Here is a 22,430-nt window from a genome sequence, read left to right on the forward strand (position 1 = left end):
GCTGACGGTCAGCCACGCGTTCCACTCGCCGCTGATGGAGCCGATGCTGGAGGACTTCCGCCAGGTCGTTGCCGGGCTGACCTTCAACGCCCCGCGCATTCCGGTCGTCTCCACCGTTACCGGCCAGGAGGCCTCGGCGGAGGAGCTGACCTCGGTCGACTACTGGGTCAACCACGTCCGCCGCCCGGTCCGTTTCGCCGACGCGGTCACCACCATCGAGGCCCAGGGCATCGAGTCCCTCCTCGAACTCGGCCCCGACGCGGTCCTGTCCGCGATGGCGTCCGCGGTCCCCGCACTGCGCAAGGGCCGTCCCGAGCCGGAGCAGCTCGTCACCGCCCTCGGCCGGCTGTTCGTCGCCGGTGTCCCGGTCGACTGGACCTCGTACTACGCGGGCTCCGGCGCCCGGCGCGTCGACCTGCCCACCTACGCCTTCCAGCGCGAGCGCTACTGGCCCGACACCGTCCTGTCCGACGCGCCGGCCCCCGCTGTGATCGCCAGCCTGCTCGCGCAGCAGCTCCAGGGCCTTGACGCCGACGGGCGCACCAAGGCCGTCACCGAGCTCGTGGTCGCCCATGTCGGCGCCGTACTGGGCGACGTGACCGCCGTGGAGATGGGCCGCGCGTTCAAGGAACTGGGCTTCGACTCGTACATGACGGTCGAACTCCGCAACAGCCTTGCCGTGGCGACCGGCTTGCGGCTGACCTCCAGCCTGCTGTTCGACCACCCGACCCCGCGGGCCCTCGTCGAGTACATCCTCGCGGAGACCGCGGAGATCGAAGCCGACGCCACGGGCGCCGAGGTGCTGCCCGCCGCGTTCGCCGCCGACGAGCCGATCGCGATCGTCGGTATCGGCGTCCGTCTCCCGGGCGGAGTCGGCTCGCCGGAGGACCTGTGGCGGCTCGTCGCCGACGGTACCGACGTCATCTCCGGCTTCCCGACCGACCGCGGCTGGGACCTCGACGGCCTGTACGACGCCGACCCGGAGCGCTCCGGTACGACGTACTCCGTCGAAGGCGGCTTCCTCCACGACGCCGGGCAGTTCGACGCGGGCTTCTTCGGGATCTCCCCGCGCGAGGCCCTGGCCATGGACCCCCAGCAGCGCCTGCTGCTGGAGACCGCCTGGGAGACCTTCGAGCGGGCCGGCATCGACCCCGAGTCGGTGCGCGGCACCCAGACCGGTGTCTTCGTCGGCGCCACGGTCCAGGACTACGGCCCGCGGATGTTCGAGGCTCCCGAGAGCGTCGAGGGCCACCTGCTCACCGGCAGCACGCCGAGCATCATGTCCGGCCGCCTGGCCTACTCCTTCGGCTTCCTCGGCCCGGCGATGACGATCGACACCGCGTGTTCGTCCTCGCTGGTCGCCCTGCACCTCGCCGCGCAGGCACTGCGCTCCGGCGAGTGCTCCATGGCGCTCGCCGGCGGTGCGGCCGTCATGTCGACCCCCGGCATGTTCATGGAGTTCAGCCGTCAGCGCGGTCTCGCCGCCGACGGCCGCTGCAAGTCCTTCTCGGCCGACGCCGACGGCACCGGCTGGGCCGAGGGCGTCGGGCTCCTGCTCGTCGAGCGCCTCTCCGACGCGCAGCGCAAGGGCCACAAGGTGCTGGCCGTGCTCCGGGGCACGGCGGTCAACCAGGACGGCGCGTCCAACGGCCTGACCGCCCCCAACGGGCTCTCCCAGCAGCGGGTCATCCGGCAGGCACTGCTCAACAGCCGCCTGACGGCGGCGGACGTCGATGTGGTGGAGGCGCACGGTACGGGCACCCGGCTGGGCGACCCGATCGAGGCGGAGGCGCTCCTCGCGACCTACGGCCAGGAGCACTCGGCCGAGCAGCCGCTGTGGCTGGGCTCGCTGAAGTCCAACATCGGCCACGCGCAGGCCGCCGCCGGTGTGGCGGGCGTGATCAAGATGATCATGGCGATGCGTGAGGGCGTCGTGCCGAAGACCCTCCACCTGGGCGAGCCGACGCCGATGGTCGACTGGTCGGCCGGCGCGGTCGAGCTGGCGGGCGAGCAGCGGGAGTGGCCGGAGACCGGCCGTCCGCGCCGCTCGGCGGTCTCCTCGTTCGGCGTGAGCGGGACGAACGCGCACGTGGTGCTGGAGCAGGCTCCGGAGGTCGAGGAGCCGGCGGCCGAGGGCATCGCTCCGGCTGTTGCTCCGTTCGTCGTCAGCGGTCGGTCCGCCGATGCGCTGAAGGGGCAGGTGGAGCGGCTGCGGGAGTTCGTGGCGGGTTCGGATGCCCGTCCGGTGGACATCGGCGCGTCGCTGGTGGGGTCGCGGTCGCTGTTCGAGCACCGGGCTGTGATCGTCGGCGATGAGGTCGTCGAGGGTGTGGCCGGGTCGGGCCGTCTGGGCGTGGTCTTCACGGGTCAGGGTGCTCAGCGGGCCGGTATGGGGCGTGAGCTGTACGAGGCGTTCCCGGCCTTCGCGGCGGCCTTTGACGAGGTTCTGTCGCACCTGGACGGTTCGCTGCGTGAGGTGATCTTCTCCGGCGAGGGTCTGGACGAGACCGGCAACACCCAGCCCGCTCTGTTCGCCCTTGAGGTCGCTCTGTTCCGTCTGGTCGAGTCGTGGGGTGTGAAGCCGGAGGTTCTGGCCGGTCACTCGATCGGCGAGATCGCCGCCGCGCACGTCTCCGGTGTCCTCTCGCTTGAGGATGCTGCGGCTCTGGTGTCGGCGCGTGGTCGTCTGATGCAGGCGCTCCCGGCTGGTGGTGCGATGGTCGCCGTCCAGGCGTCGGAGGAGCAGGTCCTTCCGCTGCTCGCCGGCCGCGAGGCTTCTGTCGGTATCGCCGCGGTCAACGGTCCGACGTCCGTGGTTCTGGCGGGTGTTGAGGCCGAGGTCCTGGAGATCGCCGGTTCTCTCGGTGTGAAGTTCAAGCAGCTGACCGTCAGCCACGCCTTCCACTCGCCGCTGATGGACCCGATGCTGGACGACTTCCGCCGGGTCGTTGCCGGGCTGACCTTCAACGCCCCGCGCATTCCGATCGTCTCCACCGTGACCGGCCAGGAGGCCTCGGCGGAGGAGCTGACCTCGGTCGACTACTGGGTCAACCACGTCCGCCGCCCGGTCCGTTTCGCCGACGCCATCGAGGCGATCGAGGCCCAGGGCGTGGAGTCCCTCCTCGAACTCGGCCCCGACGCGGTCCTGTCCGCCATGGCCGCCGACATCACCGAGACCCCGGCCGTCCCGGCTCTGCGCAAGGGTCGTCCCGAGGCCGAGCAGCTCATCGCCGCCCTCGGCCGGCTGTTCGTCGCCGGTGTCCCGGTCGACTGGACCTCGTACTACGCGGGCTCCGGCGCCCAGCGCGTCGACCTGCCCACCTACGCCTTCCAGCGCGAGCACTTCTGGCTCCCGACCGGCTCCGCCTCCGGCGACGTGTCCTCGGCAGGTCTGTCGTCCACCGGGCACCCGCTGCTCGGTGCGGCCGTCGAGCTCGCAGACGGTGAGGGCCTCATCCTCACCGGGCGGCTCTCCCTCCAGACGCACGGCTGGCTCGCCGACCACACCGTCTTCGACACGGTCCTGCTGCCCGGTACCGCGTTCGTCGAGCTGGCCACCCAGGCCGGTGACCGCGTCGGCTGCGACACCATCGAGGAGCTCACCCTCGCCGCCCCGCTGGTCCTCCCCGAGCGCGGCGCCGTCCAGGTGCAGCTGACCGTCGGCGAGCCCGACGCCTCCGGCCGCCGCGAGCTGGGCATCTACTCCCGCCCCGACGGTGACGGCGACGGCCGGCCGTGGACCCGCCACGCCGGTGCCGTCCTCGCCGCCGCCGACGGCGCCGCCCCGCAGTCCGAGCTGCTCGTGTGGCCGCCGGCCGGCGCCACCGAGATCCCCGTCGACGCTGCCTACGAGGGCCTGGAGGCCGAGGGGTACGCCTACGGTCCCGCCTTCCAGGGCCTGCGCCGCGCCTGGCGGTCGCCGGACGGCGCCCTCTTCGCCGAGATCGCGCTCCCCGAGGAGCAGCGCACCGAGGCCGGGAAGTTCGCCCTCCACCCCGCGCTCCTCGACGCCACCCTCCACCCGCTCCTGCGCGGGGTCGTCGACGCGGAGCGGCCGAGCGCCCTCCCGTTCGCCTGGTCCGGTGTCACCGTGCACACCGCCGGGGCCTCCTCCCTCCGCGTCCGCCTGACCTGGACCGGTCCGGAGACCGTGGCCATCGCCGTCGCCGACGGCACGGGCACCCCCGTCGCCACCGTGCGCGAGCTGCTGTGGCGCCAGGCGTCCGCCGCCTCGCTGCGCGGCGCCCGCGCCGATGACGGGGCCGCGCTGTACCGCCTCGCCTGGACCCCGGTCGCCGCCCCCGCGGCCGCCGGACAGGCCGGCGACTGGGCCCTGATCGGGACCGCCACGGTTCCGGGTCTGCCCGAGGGCATCCCCGCCCACGCCGACCTGGCCGCCCTCGCCGAGGCCGGCACCGTGCCGTCGGCCGTCCTCCTGCCGGTGGACGCCCTCGCCGCCGGTGCGGCCGACCTGCCCGCCGCCGCCGGGGCCGTGACCCTGAGCGTGCTGGAACTCGTACAGCAGTGGCTGGCGGACGAGCGGTTCGCCGAGACGACGCTCGCCGTCCTCACCCGGGACGCGGTGGCCGCAGCCGATGACGCCGAGGCCGGGAACCTGGCGCAGGCCGCCGTGTGGGGTCTGCTCCGCTCGGCGCAGACCGAGGCACCCGGGCGTTTCGTACTCGTCGACCTCGACGGGACCGAGGAGTCCGGCCGGGCGCTGCCCGCCCTGCTCGCGAGCGGGGAGCCGCAGCTGGCCGTACGGGCCGGCGCCGCCTTCGCCCCGCGCCTGGCCCGGACCGAGTCCGACGAGCCCGCCCGCGCGGCCGGCGAGTCGCGGCCCGCCTTCACCGCCGACGGCACCGTGCTCATCACCGGCGGCACGGGCGGCCTCGGCGCCCTCCTCGCCCGCCACCTGGTCACCGAGCACGGCGTACGCGACCTCCTGCTCGTCAGCCGGCGCGGCACCGCCGCCCCGGGGGCCGAGGACGTGGCCGCCGAGCTGACCGGGCTCGGCGCCCGGGTCACCGTGGCCGCCGCCGACGTCGCCGACCGCGACGCACTGGCCGGCGTACTGGCCGCGATACCGGCGGAGCACCCGCTGACCGCCGTCGTGCACACGGCCGGTGTCCTGGACGACGGCGTCGTCCAGGGTCTGACGGCCGACCGGCTGGAGCGCGTGCTGCGGCCCAAGGTGGACGCGGCCTGGCACCTGCACGAGCTGACCGCCGGGCTGGAGCTGGACGCCTTCGTCCTCTTCTCCTCGATCTCCGGGCTGATAGGTGCGGCGGGCCAGGGCAACTACGCCGCCGCCAACACCTTCCAGGACGCCCTCGCCCACCACCGCCGGGCCGCCGGACTGCCCGCGACGGCCCTCGCCTGGGGTCTGTGGGAGCAGGGCGGCGGCATGGCCGACAGCCTCGACGGCACCGGCATCGCCCGCATGGCGCGGGCCGGGGTCGCCCCGCTCGCGCAGAGCGACGGACTGGCGCTGTTCGACGCCGCCGTCCGCCCCGGCCGCGAGCAGGCGCTGCTCGTCCCGATGCACCTGGACGCCGCCCAGCTGCGCGCCCAGGCCGAGCGCGGCGACGTCCACACGCTGCTGAAGGACCTCGCCCCGCGGCCGGCCCGCCGCGTCCGCGCCGCCGCCCGGGACGCGGCCGCCGCGCCCCTGCGGCAGCGGCTCGCCCCGCTGACCCCCGCCGAGCGGCTGCGGGTGCTCACCGACCTGGTCGGCGCCCAGGTGGCCGCCGTACTCGGCCACGGTGACGCGGCCGCCGTCGGACAGGAGCGGGCCTTCAAGGAGCTGGGCTTCGACTCGCTCACCTCCGTCGAGCTCCGCAACCGTCTCAACTCGGCCACCGGACTGCGCCTTTCGAGTGCGCTCGTCTTCGACTACCCCACCCCCAAGGCGCTCGTAGAGCACCTGGTCACCGAACTGTCCGACGAAGCGGGCGCGGAGGCCGCCGCGGTGCGCGCCGTCACGGCCGCGACCGGCGACGAGCCGATCGCCATCGTCGGCATGGCCTGCCGCTACCCCGGCGGTGTCGCCTCGCCCGAGGACCTGTGGCGGCTCGTCGCCTCCGGTACGGACGCCATCTCCGGCCTGCCGGAGAACCGCGGCTGGGACGAGGACGTGTACGACCCCGACCCGGAGCGGGCCGGCAAGACCTACGTCCGCGAGGGCGGCTTCCTGCACGACGCCGGCCAGTTCGACCCCGGCTTCTTCGGGATCTCCCCGCGCGAGGCCCTCGGCATGGACCCGCAGCAGCGCCTGCTGCTGGAGACGGCCTGGGAGACCTTCGAACGCTCCGGGATCGACCCGGCCGACCTGAAGGGCAGCCAGACCGGTGTCTTCACCGGCGTCATGTACCACGACTACGCGCCCAAGGTCGGGCAGATGCCGGAGGAGCTGGAGGGGATCCTGCTCACCGGCAACACCGGAAGCGTCATCTCCGGCCGCCTCTCCTACACCTTCGGGCTGACCGGTCCGTCCATCACCGTGGACACCGCCTGCTCCTCCTCGCTGGTGGCCCTGCACCTCGCCGCGCAGGCCCTGCGGGCTGGCGAGTGCGACATGGCGCTCGCCGGCGGTGTGACCGTCATGTCCACCCCGGGCACCTTCGTCGAGTTCAGCCGCCAGAAGGGCCTCGCCCCCGACGGCCGCTCGAAGTCCTTCTCCGCGGGCGCCGACGGCACGGGCTGGGCCGAGGGTGTCGGTCTGCTCCTGGTGGAGCGGCTCTCCGACGCGCAGCGCAACGGCCACAACATCCTCGCCGTCGTCCGCGGCACGGCCGTCAACCAGGACGGCGCGTCCAACGGCCTGACCGCCCCCAACGGCCCGTCCCAGCAGCGGGTCATCCGCCAGGCCCTGGCCAACGCCCGCCTCACCCCCGCCGACGTCGACGCGGTCGAGGCCCACGGCACCGGCACCCCGCTCGGCGACCCCATCGAGGCCGAAGCGCTGCTCGCCACCTACGGCCAGGAGCGCGCCGGGGACGAGCCGCTGTGGCTCGGCTCCCTCAAGTCCAACATCGGTCACACCCAGGCGGCCGCCGGTGTCGGCGGTGTCATCAAGATGGTGATGGCGATGCGCGAGGGCGTCCTGCCCAGGACGCTGCACGTCAGCGAGCCCTCCCCGGTGATCGACTGGGAGGCGGGCGCGGTCGAGCTGCTCACCGAGGAGCGCGCCTGGCCCGAGACGGACCGGGCCCGCCGGTCCGCCGTCTCCTCCTTCGGCATCAGCGGCACCAACGCCCACGTCATCCTCGAACACGCCCCGCAGCAGGCACCGGAGGCCACCGGCACGGCGCCCGCCGTCACCCCGTGGATCCTGTCCGCCCGCGGAGCCGGCGCCCTGCGCGGCCAGGCCGAGGCGCTGCGCGCCTTCGCCGCGGCCGACGGGGCCCCGCGCACCCAGGACATCGGCCTCTCGCTGGCCGGCACCCGCGCCCTGCACGAGAACCGCGCCGTCGTCCTGGGCGCCGACCGCGACAGCCTGCTCGCGGCCCTCGACGCCCTCGCGGCCGGCGGCGGCGACAGCGCGGTCGTCACCGGCAGCGCGACCGCCACCCGCGACAAGACCGTGTTCGTCTTCCCGGGCCAGGGCTCCCAGTGGATCGGCATGGCCACCGAACTCCTCGACGCCTCCCCGGTGTTCGCCGAGTCCATCCAGGCCTCCGCCGCCGCCCTCGCCCCCTACACCGACTGGAACCTGCTCGACGTCCTGCGCGAGGAGCCGGCCGACCCGGGCTCCTCCTCCTTCCAGCACGTCGACATCGTCCAGCCCACGCTGTTCGCCGTCATGGTGGCCCTGGCCGCCGTCTGGCGCTCGTACGGGGTCGAACCGGCGGCCGTCCTCGGCCACTCGCAGGGCGAGATCGCCGCGGCCTGTGTCGCCGGGGCCCTCTCCCTCGACGACGCGGCCCGGATCGTGGCCCTGCGCAGCCAGGCCCTCAAGGCCCTCGCGGGCCTCGGCGGGATGATGTCCGTACCGCTGCCGCGGGAGCGGACCGTCGCCGAGCTGGCCCCCTGGGGCGAGCGGATCTCCGTGGCGGCCGTCAACGGACCCTCCTCGACCGTCGTCTCCGGCGACTCGGCCGCCCTCGACGAGCTCTACGAGGCCCTCGTGGCCGCCCAGGTCGACGCCCGCCGCATCCCCGTCGACTACGCCTCCCACTCGGCGCACGTCGAGCGGATCGAGGAGGAGCTCGCCGAGCTCCTCGCCCCGGTCCGCCCCCGCCGCGCCGAGGTGCCCTTCTTCTCCACCGTCACCGCCGACTGGGCCGACGGCACGGAGATGGACGGCGGCTACTGGTACCGCAACCTGCGCCGGACCGTGCTGTTCGAGGACGCCACCCAGGCCCTCCTCGCCCAGCGGCACGACGTGTTCCTCGAGATGAGCCCGCACCCGGTGCTCGCCGTCGGCCTCGCCGAGACCATCGAGGCGGCCGGCGCGGACGGCCTCGTCATCGGATCGCTGCGGCGCCACCGCGGCGGCCTCGACCAGCTCCTCACCTCGGTCGCCACCGCCTTCACGGGCGGCGTCCCGGTCGACTGGACCGCGTACTACGAGGGCTCCGACGCCCAGCACGTCGACCTGCCCACCTACGCCTTCCAGCACGAGCACTTCTGGCTGACGGCGGAGGCCGCCACCGGGGACGTCACCTCGGCCGGTCTCGACGCGGCGGGCCACCCGCTGCTCGGCGCCGCCCTCGCACTCGCCGACGGCGAGGGCCTGATCCTCACCGGGCGGCTCTCCCTGCAGACGCACGGCTGGCTGAAGGACCACACCGTCTTCGACACGGTCCTGCTGCCCGGCACGGCCTTCGTGGAGCTCGCCACCCAGGCCGGCGACCGCGTCGGCTGCGACACCATTGAGGAACTCACCCTCTCCGCACCGCTGATCCTGCCCGAGCGCGGCGGCATCCAACTCCAGCTGACCGTCGCCGAACCCGACGCCTCAGGCCGCCGCGAGCTGGGCATCTTCTCCCGCCCCGACGGCGAGGACCAGCCCTGGACCCGCAACGCCACCGCCACCCTCGCCGTGGCCGACCGGACCGCGGCGGCCGGACTCACCGCCTGGCCGCCGGCCGGTGCCACCGAGGTCGACCTCGACGGCGTCTACGACCGCCTCGCCGAGCAGGGCTTCGGCTACGGGCCGCTCTTCCAGGGCCTGCGCCGCCTGTGGCAGCAGGGCGACGACGTCTTCGCCGAGGTCGCCCTCGCCGAAGAACTCGCCGCCGATGCCGGGGAGTTCGCGCTCCACCCGGCCCTCCTCGACAACGCGCTGCACCTGCTGCTCCCCGGAGTCGCCGGCAGCGACCGCCAGGCCGGACTGCCGTTCGCCTGGTCCGGAGTGACCGTCCACGCCACCGGAGCCTCCGTGCTGCGCGTGAAGGCCACCTTCTCCGGCACCGACGCGGCGTCCTTCCTCATCGCCGACGGCGCGGGCGCCCCCGTGGCCACCGTCGAGGAGCTCACCCTGCGGCCCATCTCCCGCGAAGCCCTCCAGGGCGCGGGCGCCGCACAGAACGACGCGCTGTTCCGCCTCGACTGGGCGGCCCTGGCCACCCAGGAGACCGGAGCGGCCCACGACGCCACCGGCTGGGCCCTCATCGGCTCCGCCGGCCACCAGCTCACCGGAGCGGCCGGTGCCACCGTCCACCAGGACCTGGCGGCACTGACCGGATCGGTGACCGAGGGCGCCACGGCTCCCGCGGTCGTCCTGCTGCCCATCCCCCGGGGCAGCAGCGTCGATGCCCACACCGCGGGAGCCGCGGCGCACCGGATCCTGGAGACCGTGCGCACCTGGCTCGCCGACGACCGGTTCGCCCAGACCCGGCTCGTCTTCCTGGTCCACGACGCCCAGTCCGTCCTCTCCGGCGAACCGGTGAACGACCTGGCCGCGGCCACCGTGTGGGGCCTGCTGCGCTCCGCGCAGACCGAGAACCCGGACCGCTTCGTCCTCCTCGACACGGACAGCCTCCGCATCCCGGCCGCGGCGCTCGACGCGGCCATCGAGGCCGGCGAGGTCCAGCTGGCGCTGCGCTCCGGCGAGCTCCTCGCCGCCCGCGTCGCCCGGCCCTCCGGCAGCCTGAACACGCCGGACGTCCCCGAATGGCGGGTGGTCGCCCCCGTCAAGGGCACCCTGGCGAACCTGTCGATCGCCCCGTGCCCGGAGGTCGCCGCCCCGCTGCGCGACGGTGAGGTCAGGGTCGCGCTGCGCGCGGCCGGCCTGAACTTCCGCGACGTCCTCGTCGCGCTCGGCCTCGTCCCCGAGAACGGCGCCCAGATGGGCCGCGAGGGCGCCGGCGTGATCACCGAGGTCGGGCCGGGCGTCACGGACCTGCACGTCGGTGACCGGGTGATGGGCCTCTTCGACGGCGCGTTCGCCTCCGTCGCCATCGGCGACCGCCGCCTGATCGCGCGGATGCCCGACGGCTGGAGCTTCGCCCAGGCCGCGTCCGTCCCCGTGGTCTTCCTGACCGCCTACTACGGCCTCGTCGACCTCGGCCAGGTCCGCGAAGGCGAATCGGTCCTGGTCCACGCGGCCGCCGGCGGCGTCGGCATCGCCGCCGTCCAGCTCGCCCAGTACCTCGGCGCCGAGGTCTACGGCACCGCCAGCCCGGGCAAGTGGGACACCCTGCGCGCCCTCGGCCTGGACGACGACCACATCGCCAACTCCCGGACGCTGGACTTCGAGGAGCAGTTCCGCAAGATGAGCGACGGGCGGGGTGTGGACGTGGTCCTCAACTCCCTCGCCGCCGAGTTCATCGACGCGTCGCTGCGGCTCATGCCGGGCGGCGGCCGGTTCCTGGAGATGGGCAAGACCGACATCCGCGACGCGGACCGGCTCGCCGCCGACCACCCGGGCGTCGACTACCAGGTCTACGACCTCACGGTCCTCGCCCGCACCGAGCCCGACGCCGTCGGCGGGGTCCCGGACCGGGTGCAGGAGATGCTCGTCGAGATCCTGGCACTGTTCGAGAAGGGCGTGTTCAAGCCCCTTCCCGTCACCGCCTGGGACGTCCGCCGCGCACCGGAGGCCTTCCGGTTCCTCCAGCAGGGCCGCAACGTCGGCAAGGTCGTCCTGACCGTCCCCGCCAAGCCGGACCCCGAGGGCACCGTCCTCATCACGGGCGCCACCGGCGGCCTCGGCACCCTCGCCGCCCGCCACCTCGTCACCGAGTACGGCGTACGGAACCTGCTGCTCACCAGCCGGCGCGGACTGGCGGCACCCGGAGCGGAGGACCTCAAGGCGGAACTCACCGCACTCGGCGCCCAGGTCACCTACGCGGCCTGCGACGTGGCCGACCGCGAGGCCCTGGCCGCACTGCTGGCCGACGTACCGGCCGAGCACCCGCTCACCGGTGTCGTCCACACCGCCGGCGTCCTGGACGACGGCGTCATCGCGGACATGACCCGCGAGCAGTTCGACCGGGTCATGCTGCCCAAGGCCGACGCGGCCTGGCACCTGCACGAGCTCACCGAGGACCTGGACCTCGCCTTCTTCCTCCTGTACTCGTCCGTCGGCGGGCTCATGGGCGCCGGCGGCCAGGGTAACTACGCCGCCGCCAACGCCTACCTCGACGCCCTCGCCCAGCACCGGAGCCACCGCGGCCTGCCCGCCGTCTCCATGGCGTGGGGCCTGTGGACCGAAGCCAGCGGCATGACCGGCCACCTCGACGAGACCGACCTGAAGCGCATGGCCCGCGGCGGACTGATCGCCCTGTCCTCCACCGAGGGCATGGACCTCTACGACGCGGCCCAGCTCCTCGGCGACCCCGTCGTCGCGGCCACCAAGCTCGACACGGCCGCCCTGGCCCGCCAGGGCGACGGACTCCTGCCGCTCTTCCGCGGCCTGGTCCGCAGCACCCCGCGCCGAGCCGTGGCGGGTGGCGCCGTCGAGAGCGGCGTCTCCCTCGAACAGCGTCTGGCCGCGCTGCCGGAGGCCGAGCGCGGCACCCTGCTGATCGACCTGGTGCGGACGCAGGTCGCGACCGTACTGGGCCACGCCAACCCCGACAGCGTCGACCAGGACCGGGCGTTCAAGGCCCTCGGCTTCGACTCGCTGACCTCCGTGGAGCTCCGCAACCGGCTCAACGTCGCGACCGGGCTGCGCCTGCCCACCGCGCTCGTCTTCGACTACCCGACGCCCGTCGAGGTCGCCGGCTTCCTCAGGGAGCAGTTCGACCTCGGGGACGCGGCACCGGCCGACGGGACCGCCGCCACGGCAGCCCCCGTACTGGCCGAACTCGACCGGATCAAGGCCGGGCTCGTCCAGCTCCTCTCCGACGAGGCCGCCCGCGACGAGATCGGCGACCGCCTCGCCGAACTGCTCGCCCTGTGCGGGCGCGAGGCCGGCGCCAAGTCCGACGGCAACGACGCCGCGGACGGCCTCGACGACGCCACCGACGACGAGCTCTTCGCCCTCATCGACGGAGGCCTGGAGTGACGGCGACCGCGTACCACCGACCCCACCGCACGACCCTGCGACCTTCCGAGAGGCTGAACCCGCGTGGCTGAGGAACAGAAACTCCGCGATTACCTCAAGCGAGCCATCAACGACGCCCAGACCGCGCACCGCAAGCTCCGCGAGGCGGAGGACAAGGAGCACGAGCCGATCGCGATCGTCGGCATGGGCTGCCGCTTCCCCGGCGGTGTCGGCTCGTCCGAGGACCTGTGGCGCCTCGTGGCGGCCGAGACCGACGCGGTCGGCCCCTTCCCCGAAGGCCGCGGCTGGCCCGAGGACCTGTACGACGCCGACCCGGAGTCCTCCGGCCACAGCTACACCCGGGAAGGCGGGTTCCTGCACGACGCCGGACTGTTCGACGCCGGCTTCTTCGAGATCTCCCCGCGCGAGGCCCTCGCCATGGACCCCCAGCAGCGGCTGCTGCTGGAGGTCGCCTGGGAGACCGTGGAGCAGGCCGGTATCGCACCGGCCTCCCTGCGCGGCAGCAGCACCGGCGTCTACGTCGGCGCCACCGGCCAGGACTACGGCCCCCGCATGCAGGACGCCCCGCCGAGCGTGGAGGGGCTGGTCCTCACCGGCAGCACCTCCAGCATCATGTCCGGCCGCGTCGCCTACCACCTGGGCCTGACCGGCCCGGCGGTCACCCTCGACACGGCCTGCTCCTCCTCGCTGGTCGCCCTGCACCTCGCGGCGCGGGCGCTGCGGTCCGGGGAGTGCGACATGGCCCTCGCCGGCGGCATCATGATCATGGCGACGCCGGGTACGTTCATCGAGTTCAGCCGCCAGCGCGGGCTCTCGGCCGACGGCCGCTGCAAGTCCTTCTCGGCGGACGCGGACGGCACCGGCTGGGGCGAAGGCGTCGGCATGCTGCTCGTCGAGCGGCTGTCGGACGCACAGCGCAACGGCCACAAGGTCCTCGCCGTCATCCGCGGCACGGCGGTCAACCAGGACGGCGCCTCCAACGGCCTCACCGCCCCCAACGGCCGCGCCCAGCAGCGCGTCATCCGCGACGCCCTGGCCAACGCCCGCCTGACGCCGGCCGACGTCGACGTCGTGGAGGCGCACGGCACGGGCACCCGGCTGGGCGACCCCATCGAGGCGGAGGCCCTGCTCTCCGCGTACGGCAAGACCCGCCCGGAGGGGCAGCCGCTGCTCCTGGGCTCCGTGAAGTCGAACATCGGGCACACCCAGCACGCGGCGGGCGCGGCCGGAATCATCAAGATGGTCCTGGCCATGCGGCACGGCGTGGTGCCGAAGACCCTGCACGCCGACGAGCCGACGCCCATGGTCGACTGGTCGGCCGGCGCGGTCGAGCTGGCGGCCGAGACGCGGGAGTGGCCCGAGACGGGCCGCCCGCGGCGCGCGGCGGTGTCCTCGTTCGGCGTGAGCGGGACCAACGCGCACGTGGTGCTGGAGCAGGCTCCGGAGGTCGAGGAGCCGGCGGCCAACGAGGGTGTCGCCCCGGCGGTGGCCCCGTTCGTCGTCAGCGGTCGCACGGCCGGTGCGCTGGGCGCGCAGGTGCAGCGGCTGCGGGAGTTCGCGGCGGGTACGGACGCCCGCCCGGTGGACATCGGCGCGTCGCTGGTGGCCTCCCGTTCCCTGTTCGATCACCGGGCGGTCGTCGTCGGTGACGAGGTCGTCGAGGGTGTCGCCGGCTCCGGCCGCGTGGGCGTGGTGTTCACGGGTCAGGGAGCTCAGCGGGCCGGTATGGGACGTGAGTTGTATGAGGCTTTTCCGACGTTCGCGACTGCGCTTGATGAGGTTCTGTCTCATCTGGACGGCTCGCTGCGCGAGGTGATCTTCTCGGGCGAGGGCCTGGACGAGACGGGGAACACGCAGCCCGCGCTGTTCGCCCTCGAAGTCGCCCTCTCCCGTCTGGTGGCGTCGTGGGGCGTGAAGCCGGACGTGGTGGCCGGCCACTCGATCGGTGAGATCGCCGCCGCGCATGTGGCTGGTGTGCTGTCCCTTGAGGACGCTGCCGCTCTGGTCTCGGCGCGTGGTCGTCTGATGCAGGCGCTCCCTTCCGGTGGTGCGATGGTCGCGGTCCAGGCGTCGGAGGAGCAGGTGCTCCCGCTCCTCGCGGGCCGGGAGAAGACCGTCGGTATCGCTGCGGTCAATGGTCCGACGTCCGTGGTTCTGGCGGGTGTTGAGGCCGAGGTCCTGGAGATCGCCGGTTCGCTGGGTGTGAAGTTCAAGCAGCTCACGGTCAGCCACGCGTTCCACTCGCCGCTGATGGAGCCGATGCTGGACGACTTCCGCGAGGTCGTTGCCGGGCTGACCTTCAACGCCCCCCGCATTCCCTTCGTTTCCACGGTGACCGGTCGACTGGCCACCGCGGAGGAGCTGACCTCGGTCGACTACTGGGTCAACCACGTTCGTCGCCCGGTCCGCTTCGCCGACGCGGTCACCACCATCGAGGCCCAGGGCGTCGAGTCCCTCCTCGAACTCGGCCCCGACGGTGTCCTGTCCGCCATGGCTGCGAACGTTACGGAGTCGGTCACCACCGTCCCGGCCCTCCGCAAGGGCCGGCCGGAGCCGGAGCAGCTCATCACCGCCCTCGGCGGGCTGTTCACCAGGGGTGTCCCGGTCGACTGGACCTCGTACTACGAAAACTCCGGCGCCCGTCGCGTCGACCTGCCGACCTACGCCTTCCAGCACGAGCACTACTGGCTGGTGCCCGCCGCCGGCGACGCGACCGAGTACGCGGCCCCCGTCGTGGTCGAGCACCGGACCCCCCGCCTGGGCGGCGGAGCGGCCGAGCTGATCGACGAGCTCACCGCGCTCGGCGACGCCGAGCAGAACGAACTCCTGCTGCAGCTCGTGCGCGAGCAGCTCGCCGTCGTCCTCGGCTACGCCGACCCCGGCTCCGTGGGCGCACAGCAGAACTTCACCGAGCTCGGTCTGACCTCCATGACCGCCGTGGACCTGCGCGACCGCCTGAACGCGGTGACCGGCCTGCGGATTCCCGCCACGGTCAGCTTCGACCACCCCACCCCGCAGGCGGTCGTCACCTACCTCCGGGACGAACTGCTCGGCTCCGACGGTGTCCGGCGGACCTTCACCGCCACCCGCGCGAGCGACGAGCCGATCGCCATCGTCGGCATGGCCTGCCGCTACCCGGGCGGCACCGCCTCGCCCGAGGACCTGTGGCGGCTGGTGTCCGACGGCATCGACGCCATCGGTCCGCTGCCGGCCGGCCGTGGCTGGGACGAGGACCTGTACGACCCGGACCCCGACCGTTCGGGCAAGAGCTACACCCGGGAAGGCGGCTTCCTCTACAACGCCGACCAGTTCGACGCGGGCTTCTTCGGGATCTCCCCGCGCGAGGCCCTGGGCATGGACCCCCAGCAGCGGCTGCTGCTCGAGACCGCCTGGGAGGCGTTCGAGCGGGCCGGCATCGACCCCGAGTCGGTGCGCGGCAGCCAGACGGGTGTCTTCGCCGGAGGCAACGGCGCGGATTACGCCACGATGATGACCCGCGCCCCCGAAGGGGTCGACGGCTACCTGATGACCGGCAACGCGGCCAGTGTCGTCGCGGGCCGCATCTCGTACGCCTTCGGTCTCGAAGGCCCGGCCATGACGATCGACACCGCCTGCTCCTCCTCGCTGGTCGCCCTGCACCTCGCGGCGCAGGCGCTGCGCTCGGGCGAGTGCGAGATGGCGCTCGTCGGCGGTGTGACCGTCATGTCCACCCCGGGTACGTTCATCGAGTTCAGCCGCCAGCGCGGGCTGGCCCAGGACGGCCGCTGCAAGGCCTTCTCGGCCGACGCGGACGGCACCGGCTGGGCCGAGGGCGTCGGCATGCTGCTCGTCGAGCGCCTCTCCGACGCGCAGCGCAACGGGCACCAAGTACTGGCGGTCGTACGGGGCACGGCGGTCAACCAGGACGGCGCGTCCAACGGCCTCACCGCCCCCAACGGCCCCTCCCAGCAGCGGGTCATCCGCCAGGCCCTGGCCAACGCCCGCCTGACGGCGGCGGACGTGGACGTGGTCGAGGCGCACGGTACCGGTACTCGGCTGGGCGACCCGATCGAGGCGGAGGCGCTCCTCGCGACCTACGGTCAGGAGCACTCGGCCGAGCAGCCGCTGTGGCTGGGCTCGCTGAAGTCCAACATCGGCCACGCCCAGGCGGCGGCTGGTGTCGGCGGTGTCATCAAGATGGTCGAGGCGATGCGGCACGGCGTCCTGCCGAAGACGCTGCACGCCGACCAGCCCTCACCGCTCATCGACTGGGCCTCCGGCGGCGTCGAGCTGCTCACCGAGGCCCGGGAGTGGCCGGAGACCGGTCGCCCGCGCCGCTCGGCCGTCTCCTCCTTCGGCGCCAGCGGCACGAACGCGCACGTGGTGCTGGAGCAGGCCCCTGCCGCCGAGACCCCGGAGGCGGCCGAGGGCACGGCTCCGGCGGTGTCGCCGTGGCCCGTGTCCGGCCGCACGGCCGGCGCGCTGCGGGAGCAGACGGAGCGGCTGCGCGAGTTCGCCGCCGCCTCGGCCGCCCGGCCGGCCGACATCGGCTGGTCGCTGGCCACGCACCGCTCGCTGTTCGAGCACCGGGCGGTGATCGTCGATGACGAGGTCGTCGAGGGTGTGGCCGGGTCGGGCCGTGTGGGTGTGGTGTTCACGGGTCAGGGTGCTCAGCGGGCCGGTATGGGCCGTGAGTTGTATGAGGCGTTCCCGGCTTTCGCGACCGCCTTTGATGAGGTTCTGTCGCACCTGGACGGTTCGCTGCGTGAGGTGATCTTCTCCGGCGAGGGTCTGGACGAGACGGGGAACACGCAGCCTGCTCTGTTCGCTCTTGAGGTTGCTCTGTTCCGTCTGGTCGAGTCGTGGGGTGTGAAGCCGGAGGTTCTGGCGGGTCACTCGATCGGTGAGATCGCCGCCGCGCACGTGGCGGGTGTTCTGTCTCTTGAGGATGCTGCGGCTCTGGTGTCGGCGCGTGGTCGTCTGATGCAGGCGCTGCCCGCTGGTGGTGCGATGGTCGCCGTGCAGGCGTCGGAGGAGCAGGTCCTTCCGCTGCTCGCCGGCCGCGAGGCTTCTGTCGGTATCGCTGCGGTCAATGGTCCGACGTCCGTGGTTCTGGCGGGTGTTGAGGCCGAGGTTCTGGAGATCGCCGGTTCGCTGGGTGTGAAGTTCAAGCAGCTCACGGTCAGCCACGCGTTCCACTCGCCGCTGATGGAGCCGATGCTGGACGACTTCCGCGAGGTCGTTGCCGGGCTGACCTTCAACGCCCCCCGCATTCCCTTCGTTTCCACGGTGACCGGTCGACTGGCCACCGCGGAGGAGCTGACCTCGGTCGACTACTGGGTCAACCACGTTCGTCGCCCGGTCCGTTTCGCCGACGCGGTCACCACCATCGAGGCGCAGGGCGTGGAGTCGCTCCTCGAACTCGGCCCCGACGGTGTCCTGTCCGCCATGGCTGCGAACGTCACGGAGTCGGTCACCACGGTTCCGGCTCTCCGCAAGGGCCGGCCGGAGCCGGAGCAGCTCATCACCGCCCTCGGCGGGCTGTTCACCAGGGGTGTCCCGGTCGACTGGTCCTCGTACTACGAAAACTCCGGCGCCCGTCGCGTCGACCTGCCGACCTACGCGTTCCAGCGCGAGTCGTACTGGCTCGTGCCCGTGGCCGACAGCGCCGACGTGAACTCGGCCGGTCTGACGGCCGCCGGGCACCCGCTGCTCGGTGCGGCGGTCGAGCTCGCCGACGGCGAGGGCCTGATCCTCACCGGGCGGCTCTCCCTCCAGACGCACGGCTGGCTCGCCGACCACGCGGTCGCGGAAACGGTCCTCCTGCCCGGTACCGCCTTCGTGGAGATGGCCACCCAGGCCGGCGACCGCGTCGGCTGCGGCACCCTCGAGGAGCTCACCCTCGCCGCGCCGCTGATCCTGCCCGAGCGTGGCGGCATCCAGGTGCAGCTCACCGTCGGGGCGCCCGACGACTCCGGGCGCCGGGTCCTGACCGTCCACGCCCGGCCCGAAGGCCAGGACGGGGACGCCGAGGCGTGGATCCAGCACGCCTCCGGTCTGCTCGCGCCGACCGCCGTGCGGATCCCCGGCGACCTGGTGGAGTGGCCGCCGGCCGGGGCCGTCGAGGTCGATGTCGACGGCGCCTACGAGCGGCTCGCCGATCAGGGCTACGGCTACGGCCCCGCCTTCCAGGGGCTGCGCCGCGCCTGGCGGCGGGACGACGAGGTCTACGCCGAGGTCGCGCTGCCCGACACGCAGCGCACCGACGCGGGACTGTTCACCCTGCACCCGGCGCTGCTCGACGCCACCCTCCACGCCATGATGCTCAAGGCGCTGGAAGACGCCTCGGAGCCCGCGCTGCCGTTCTCGTGGGGCGGTGTCACCGTGCACGCCGCCGGGGCCGCCGATCTGCGGGTGCGCTTCGTGTCCACCGGCACCGACACCGTCTCCCTGCTCATCGCGGACGGCGCCGGCAAGCCCGTCGCCGAGGCGGACTCGCTGCTGTGGCGGACGGTCTCCGTGGACGCGCTGGGCAGTGCCCGGACCACCTACCACGAGGCCCTCTTCCAGGTGGAGCGGACCAAGGTGGCCGGCCCGGCGACCGCGCCCGCCGAGGGCTGGGCGCTGCTGGGCGACGGCGCACTCGGCCTGGCCCAGGGCCCGTTCCCGGGCCTGCGCAAGTACGAGGACATCTCCGCCCTGCTGGGCGCGGTGGACGCGGGCGAGCCGGTCCCGCCGGTGACCCTGCTGCCGCTCGCGGCCGCGGCCCCCGAGGCCGGCGCGGTGCCGGACGCGGTGCGCGAAGTCACCTACCGGGCCCTGCGCCTGGCCCAGGAATGGCTCGCGGACGAGCGCCTGGAGCAGTCCACGCTGCTGGTCGTGGCGAGCGGCGCCGAAGGCGAGGACCTCGCGGTGACCTCCGCGTGGAGCCTGCTGCGCTCGGCGCAGACCGAGAACCCCGGCCGGATCGTCCTCCTCGACCTGGCCGAGCGGTCCGAGCCCGGCCCGGCCACCTGGCAGGCGCTGATCGCCGCGCCCGCCACCGGTGAGCCGCAGCTCGCGATCCGGGCCGGCGAGCTGTACGCGCCGCGGCTGGCGCGGATGGCCGTCGAAGCCGAGGCCACCGAGCGGCCGTCGCCGTTCGACCCGGACGGAACGGTGCTCGTCACCGGCGCCACCGGTGTGCTCGGCGGCATGCTGGCCCGCCGGCTGGTCACGGCGTACGGGGCACGCCACCTGCTGCTCACCAGCAGGCGCGGCCCGGCCGCCGACGGCGCCGACGCCCTGCGCGACGAACTGTCCGCGCTCGGCGCCCAGGTGCGGATCGCCGCGTGTGACGCGGCCGACCGGGACGCGCTCGCGCAGCTGCTCGCCTCGATCCCGGCGGAGCACCCGCTGACCGCGGTGGTCCACACGGCCGGTGTCGCCGACGACGGCGTCATCGCCTCGCTCACTCCCGAGCGGGTGGACGGCGTACTGCGCCCCAAGGTGGACGGCGCGTGGAACCTGCACGAGCTGACCAAGGACCTGCCGCTGTCGGCGTTCGTGCTCTTCTCCTCGGCGGCCGCCGTCTTCGGCGCCCCGGGCCAGGGCAACTACGCGGCCGCGAACGGGTTCCTGGACGCACTCGCCGACCACCGGCACGCCGCGGGCCTGCCCGCGACCTCGCTGTCCTGGGGCCTGTGGGCCGAGGCCAGCGGGATCACCGGCCACCTCGGTGAGGCCGACCTCCAGCGCATGATCCGCGCCGGTCTGCTGCCGCTGACCGCCGACGACGGCCTGGAGCTCTTCGAGACCGCCCTCGGCCGCGACCGCGCCTGGGTCCTCCCGATGCGCCTCGACACCAAGGCGCTGCGCGCCCAGGGCGACGCGCTGCCCGCGATCCTGCGCGGCCTGGTCCGCCAGGCCCCGCGGCGGGCCGCCGCGGGCACGGCCTCGGGCACCGGGGCCGGCGGATCGGGCCTCACCCAGCGCCTGGCGGCGCTGCCGCAGACCGAACAGGACGCGGTGCTGCGCGAGTTGGTCTGCGCGCAAGTCGCGACCGTACTGGGCCACGCGGGACAGGACACGGTCGACCCGGAGCGGGCGTTCAAGGAGCTCGGCTTCGACTCCCTCACCGCCGTCGACCTGCGCAACCGTCTCAACGGAGAGACCGGACTGCGCCTGCCGGCCACCCTCATCTTCGACTACCCGACCCCGCAGGCGCTCGCCACGCACCTGCGCGAGGAGCTCGTCGACGCCGGGGTGTCGCCCGAACGGCTGGTGATGGAGCGCATCGAGGAGCTGGAAGCCGCCCTGACGAGCCTGGAACTGGACGACATGGCTGCCGCCCAGACCCAGGTCCGGCTGGCCGCGCTGATGTCCGCGTGGGACGGCAGCCGGGGCCACGGGGCCGCGACGGAGGGCACCGACGTCGCCGAGGACCTGGAATCGGCCTCCGTCGAGGAAATGTATGAATTCGTCGGCAAGGAATTCGGAATCACCTTCGACTGACGCGACAGAAGAAAAACGAATTCCGAACTTGTCGAAATGAATGGGTAGGGAACGCAGAAATGTCGAACGACGAAAAGCTCCTCGGTGTCTTCAAGAAGGTGACCGCCGACCTGGTCCAGACGCGCAACCGTCTGCAGGAGCTCGAGGAGAAGAACCAGGAACCGATCGCCATCGTGGGCATGGCCTGCCGCTACCCCGGTGACGTCGAGTCGCCGGAGGACCTGTGGCGGCTCGTCGCCGACGGCACCGACGCGATCTCGCCGTTCCCGAGCCGGCGCGGCTGGCCCGAGGACCTGTACGACGCCGACCCGGAGGCGAAGGGCAAGAGCTACACCCGCGAGGGCGGCTTCCTGCACGACGCCGACAAGTTCGACCCCGACTTCTTCGGCATGAGCCCGCGTGAGGCCCTCGGCGTCGACGCCCAGCAGCGGCTGCTGCTGGAGATCGCCTGGGAGACCTTCGAGCGTGCCGGCATCGACCCGACCACGGTCAAGGAATCCGCCGTCGGCGTCTTCACCGGCGTCATGTACGGGGACTACGGCCTGCGGCTGCGGGACATCCCCGAGGGCCACGAAGGGCACATCCTCACCGGCAGCGCGGGCAGTGTCGCCTCCGGCCGCGTGGCCTACAACCTGGGCCTGACCGGCCCGGCCGTCACCGTCGACACGGCCTGCTCGTCCTCGCTGGTCGCCCTGCACCTCGCCGCGCAGGCACTGCGCTCCGGCGAGTGCTCCATGGCCCTCGCGGGCGGCGTGACCGTCATGTCGACGCCGGGCACCTTCGTCGAGTTCAGCCGCCAGCGCGGCCTGGCCCCCGACGGCCGCTCGAAGTCCTTCTCGGCGGACGCGGACGGCGTCGGCTGGGGCGAGGGCGTCGGCATGCTGCTCGTCGAGCGCCTCTCCGACGCCAAGCGCAACGGCCACAAGGTGCTCGCGGTCGTACGGGGTTCTGCGATCAACCAGGACGGCGCGTCCAATGGCCTCACCGCCCCCAACGGGCCCTCGCAGCGCCGCGTCATCCGCCACGCGCTGCTCAACGCCCGCCTGACGGCGGCGGACGTGGACGTGGTCGAGGCGCACGGTACGGGCACCCGGCTGGGCGACCCGATCGAGGCGGAGGCGCTGCTCGCGACCTACGGCCAGGAGCGCCCGGAGGGCCAGCCGCTGCTGCTCGGATCGGTCAAGTCCAACATCGGGCACACGCAGGCGGCAGCCGGCGTCGCGGGCATCATCAAGATGGTCGAGGCCATGCGCCACGGCGTCCTCCCGAAGTCCCTGCACGTGGGGGAGCCCTCGACCGAGGTCGACTGGTCGGCGGGCGAGGTGGAACTGCTGACCGAGGCGCGCGACTGGCCGGAGACGGGCCGCCCGCGCAGGGCCGCGGTGTCCTCGTTCGGCATCAGCGGGACGAACGCGCACGTGGTGCTGGAGCAGGCTCCGGAGGTCGAGGAGCCGGTGGCCGAGGGTGTCGCTCCGGCTGTGGTTCCGTTCGTGGTGAGCGG

At 73.4% G+C, this 22,430-nt stretch carries 3 protein-coding genes; all 3 read left to right on the top strand.

Annotated features, from left to right (window positions below; genetic code table 11):
• Positions 1-12,457 (top strand): SDR family NAD(P)-dependent oxidoreductase (locus ACGFYU_RS36840; protein WP_393831669.1); only part of this gene is annotated, 12,457 nt, incomplete at its 5' end.
• Between the two features lie 63 nt (positions 12,458-12,520).
• Positions 12,521-20,929 carry a type I polyketide synthase gene (locus ACGFYU_RS36845; RefSeq protein ID WP_393831670.1) on the top strand — a complete coding sequence of 2,803 codons (8,409 nt, stop codon included), beginning with the start codon at positions 12,521-12,523 and terminating at the stop codon, positions 20,927-20,929.
• A gap of 59 nt (positions 20,930-20,988) precedes the next feature.
• On the top strand, positions 20,989-22,430 hold a 1,442-nt coding region (locus ACGFYU_RS36850; RefSeq protein ID WP_393831671.1), incomplete at its 3' end, for a type I polyketide synthase.

The organism is Streptomyces sp. NPDC048337 (genome assembly GCF_043201175.1).
Taxonomy (GTDB): domain Bacteria; phylum Actinomycetota; class Actinomycetes; order Streptomycetales; family Streptomycetaceae; genus Streptomyces.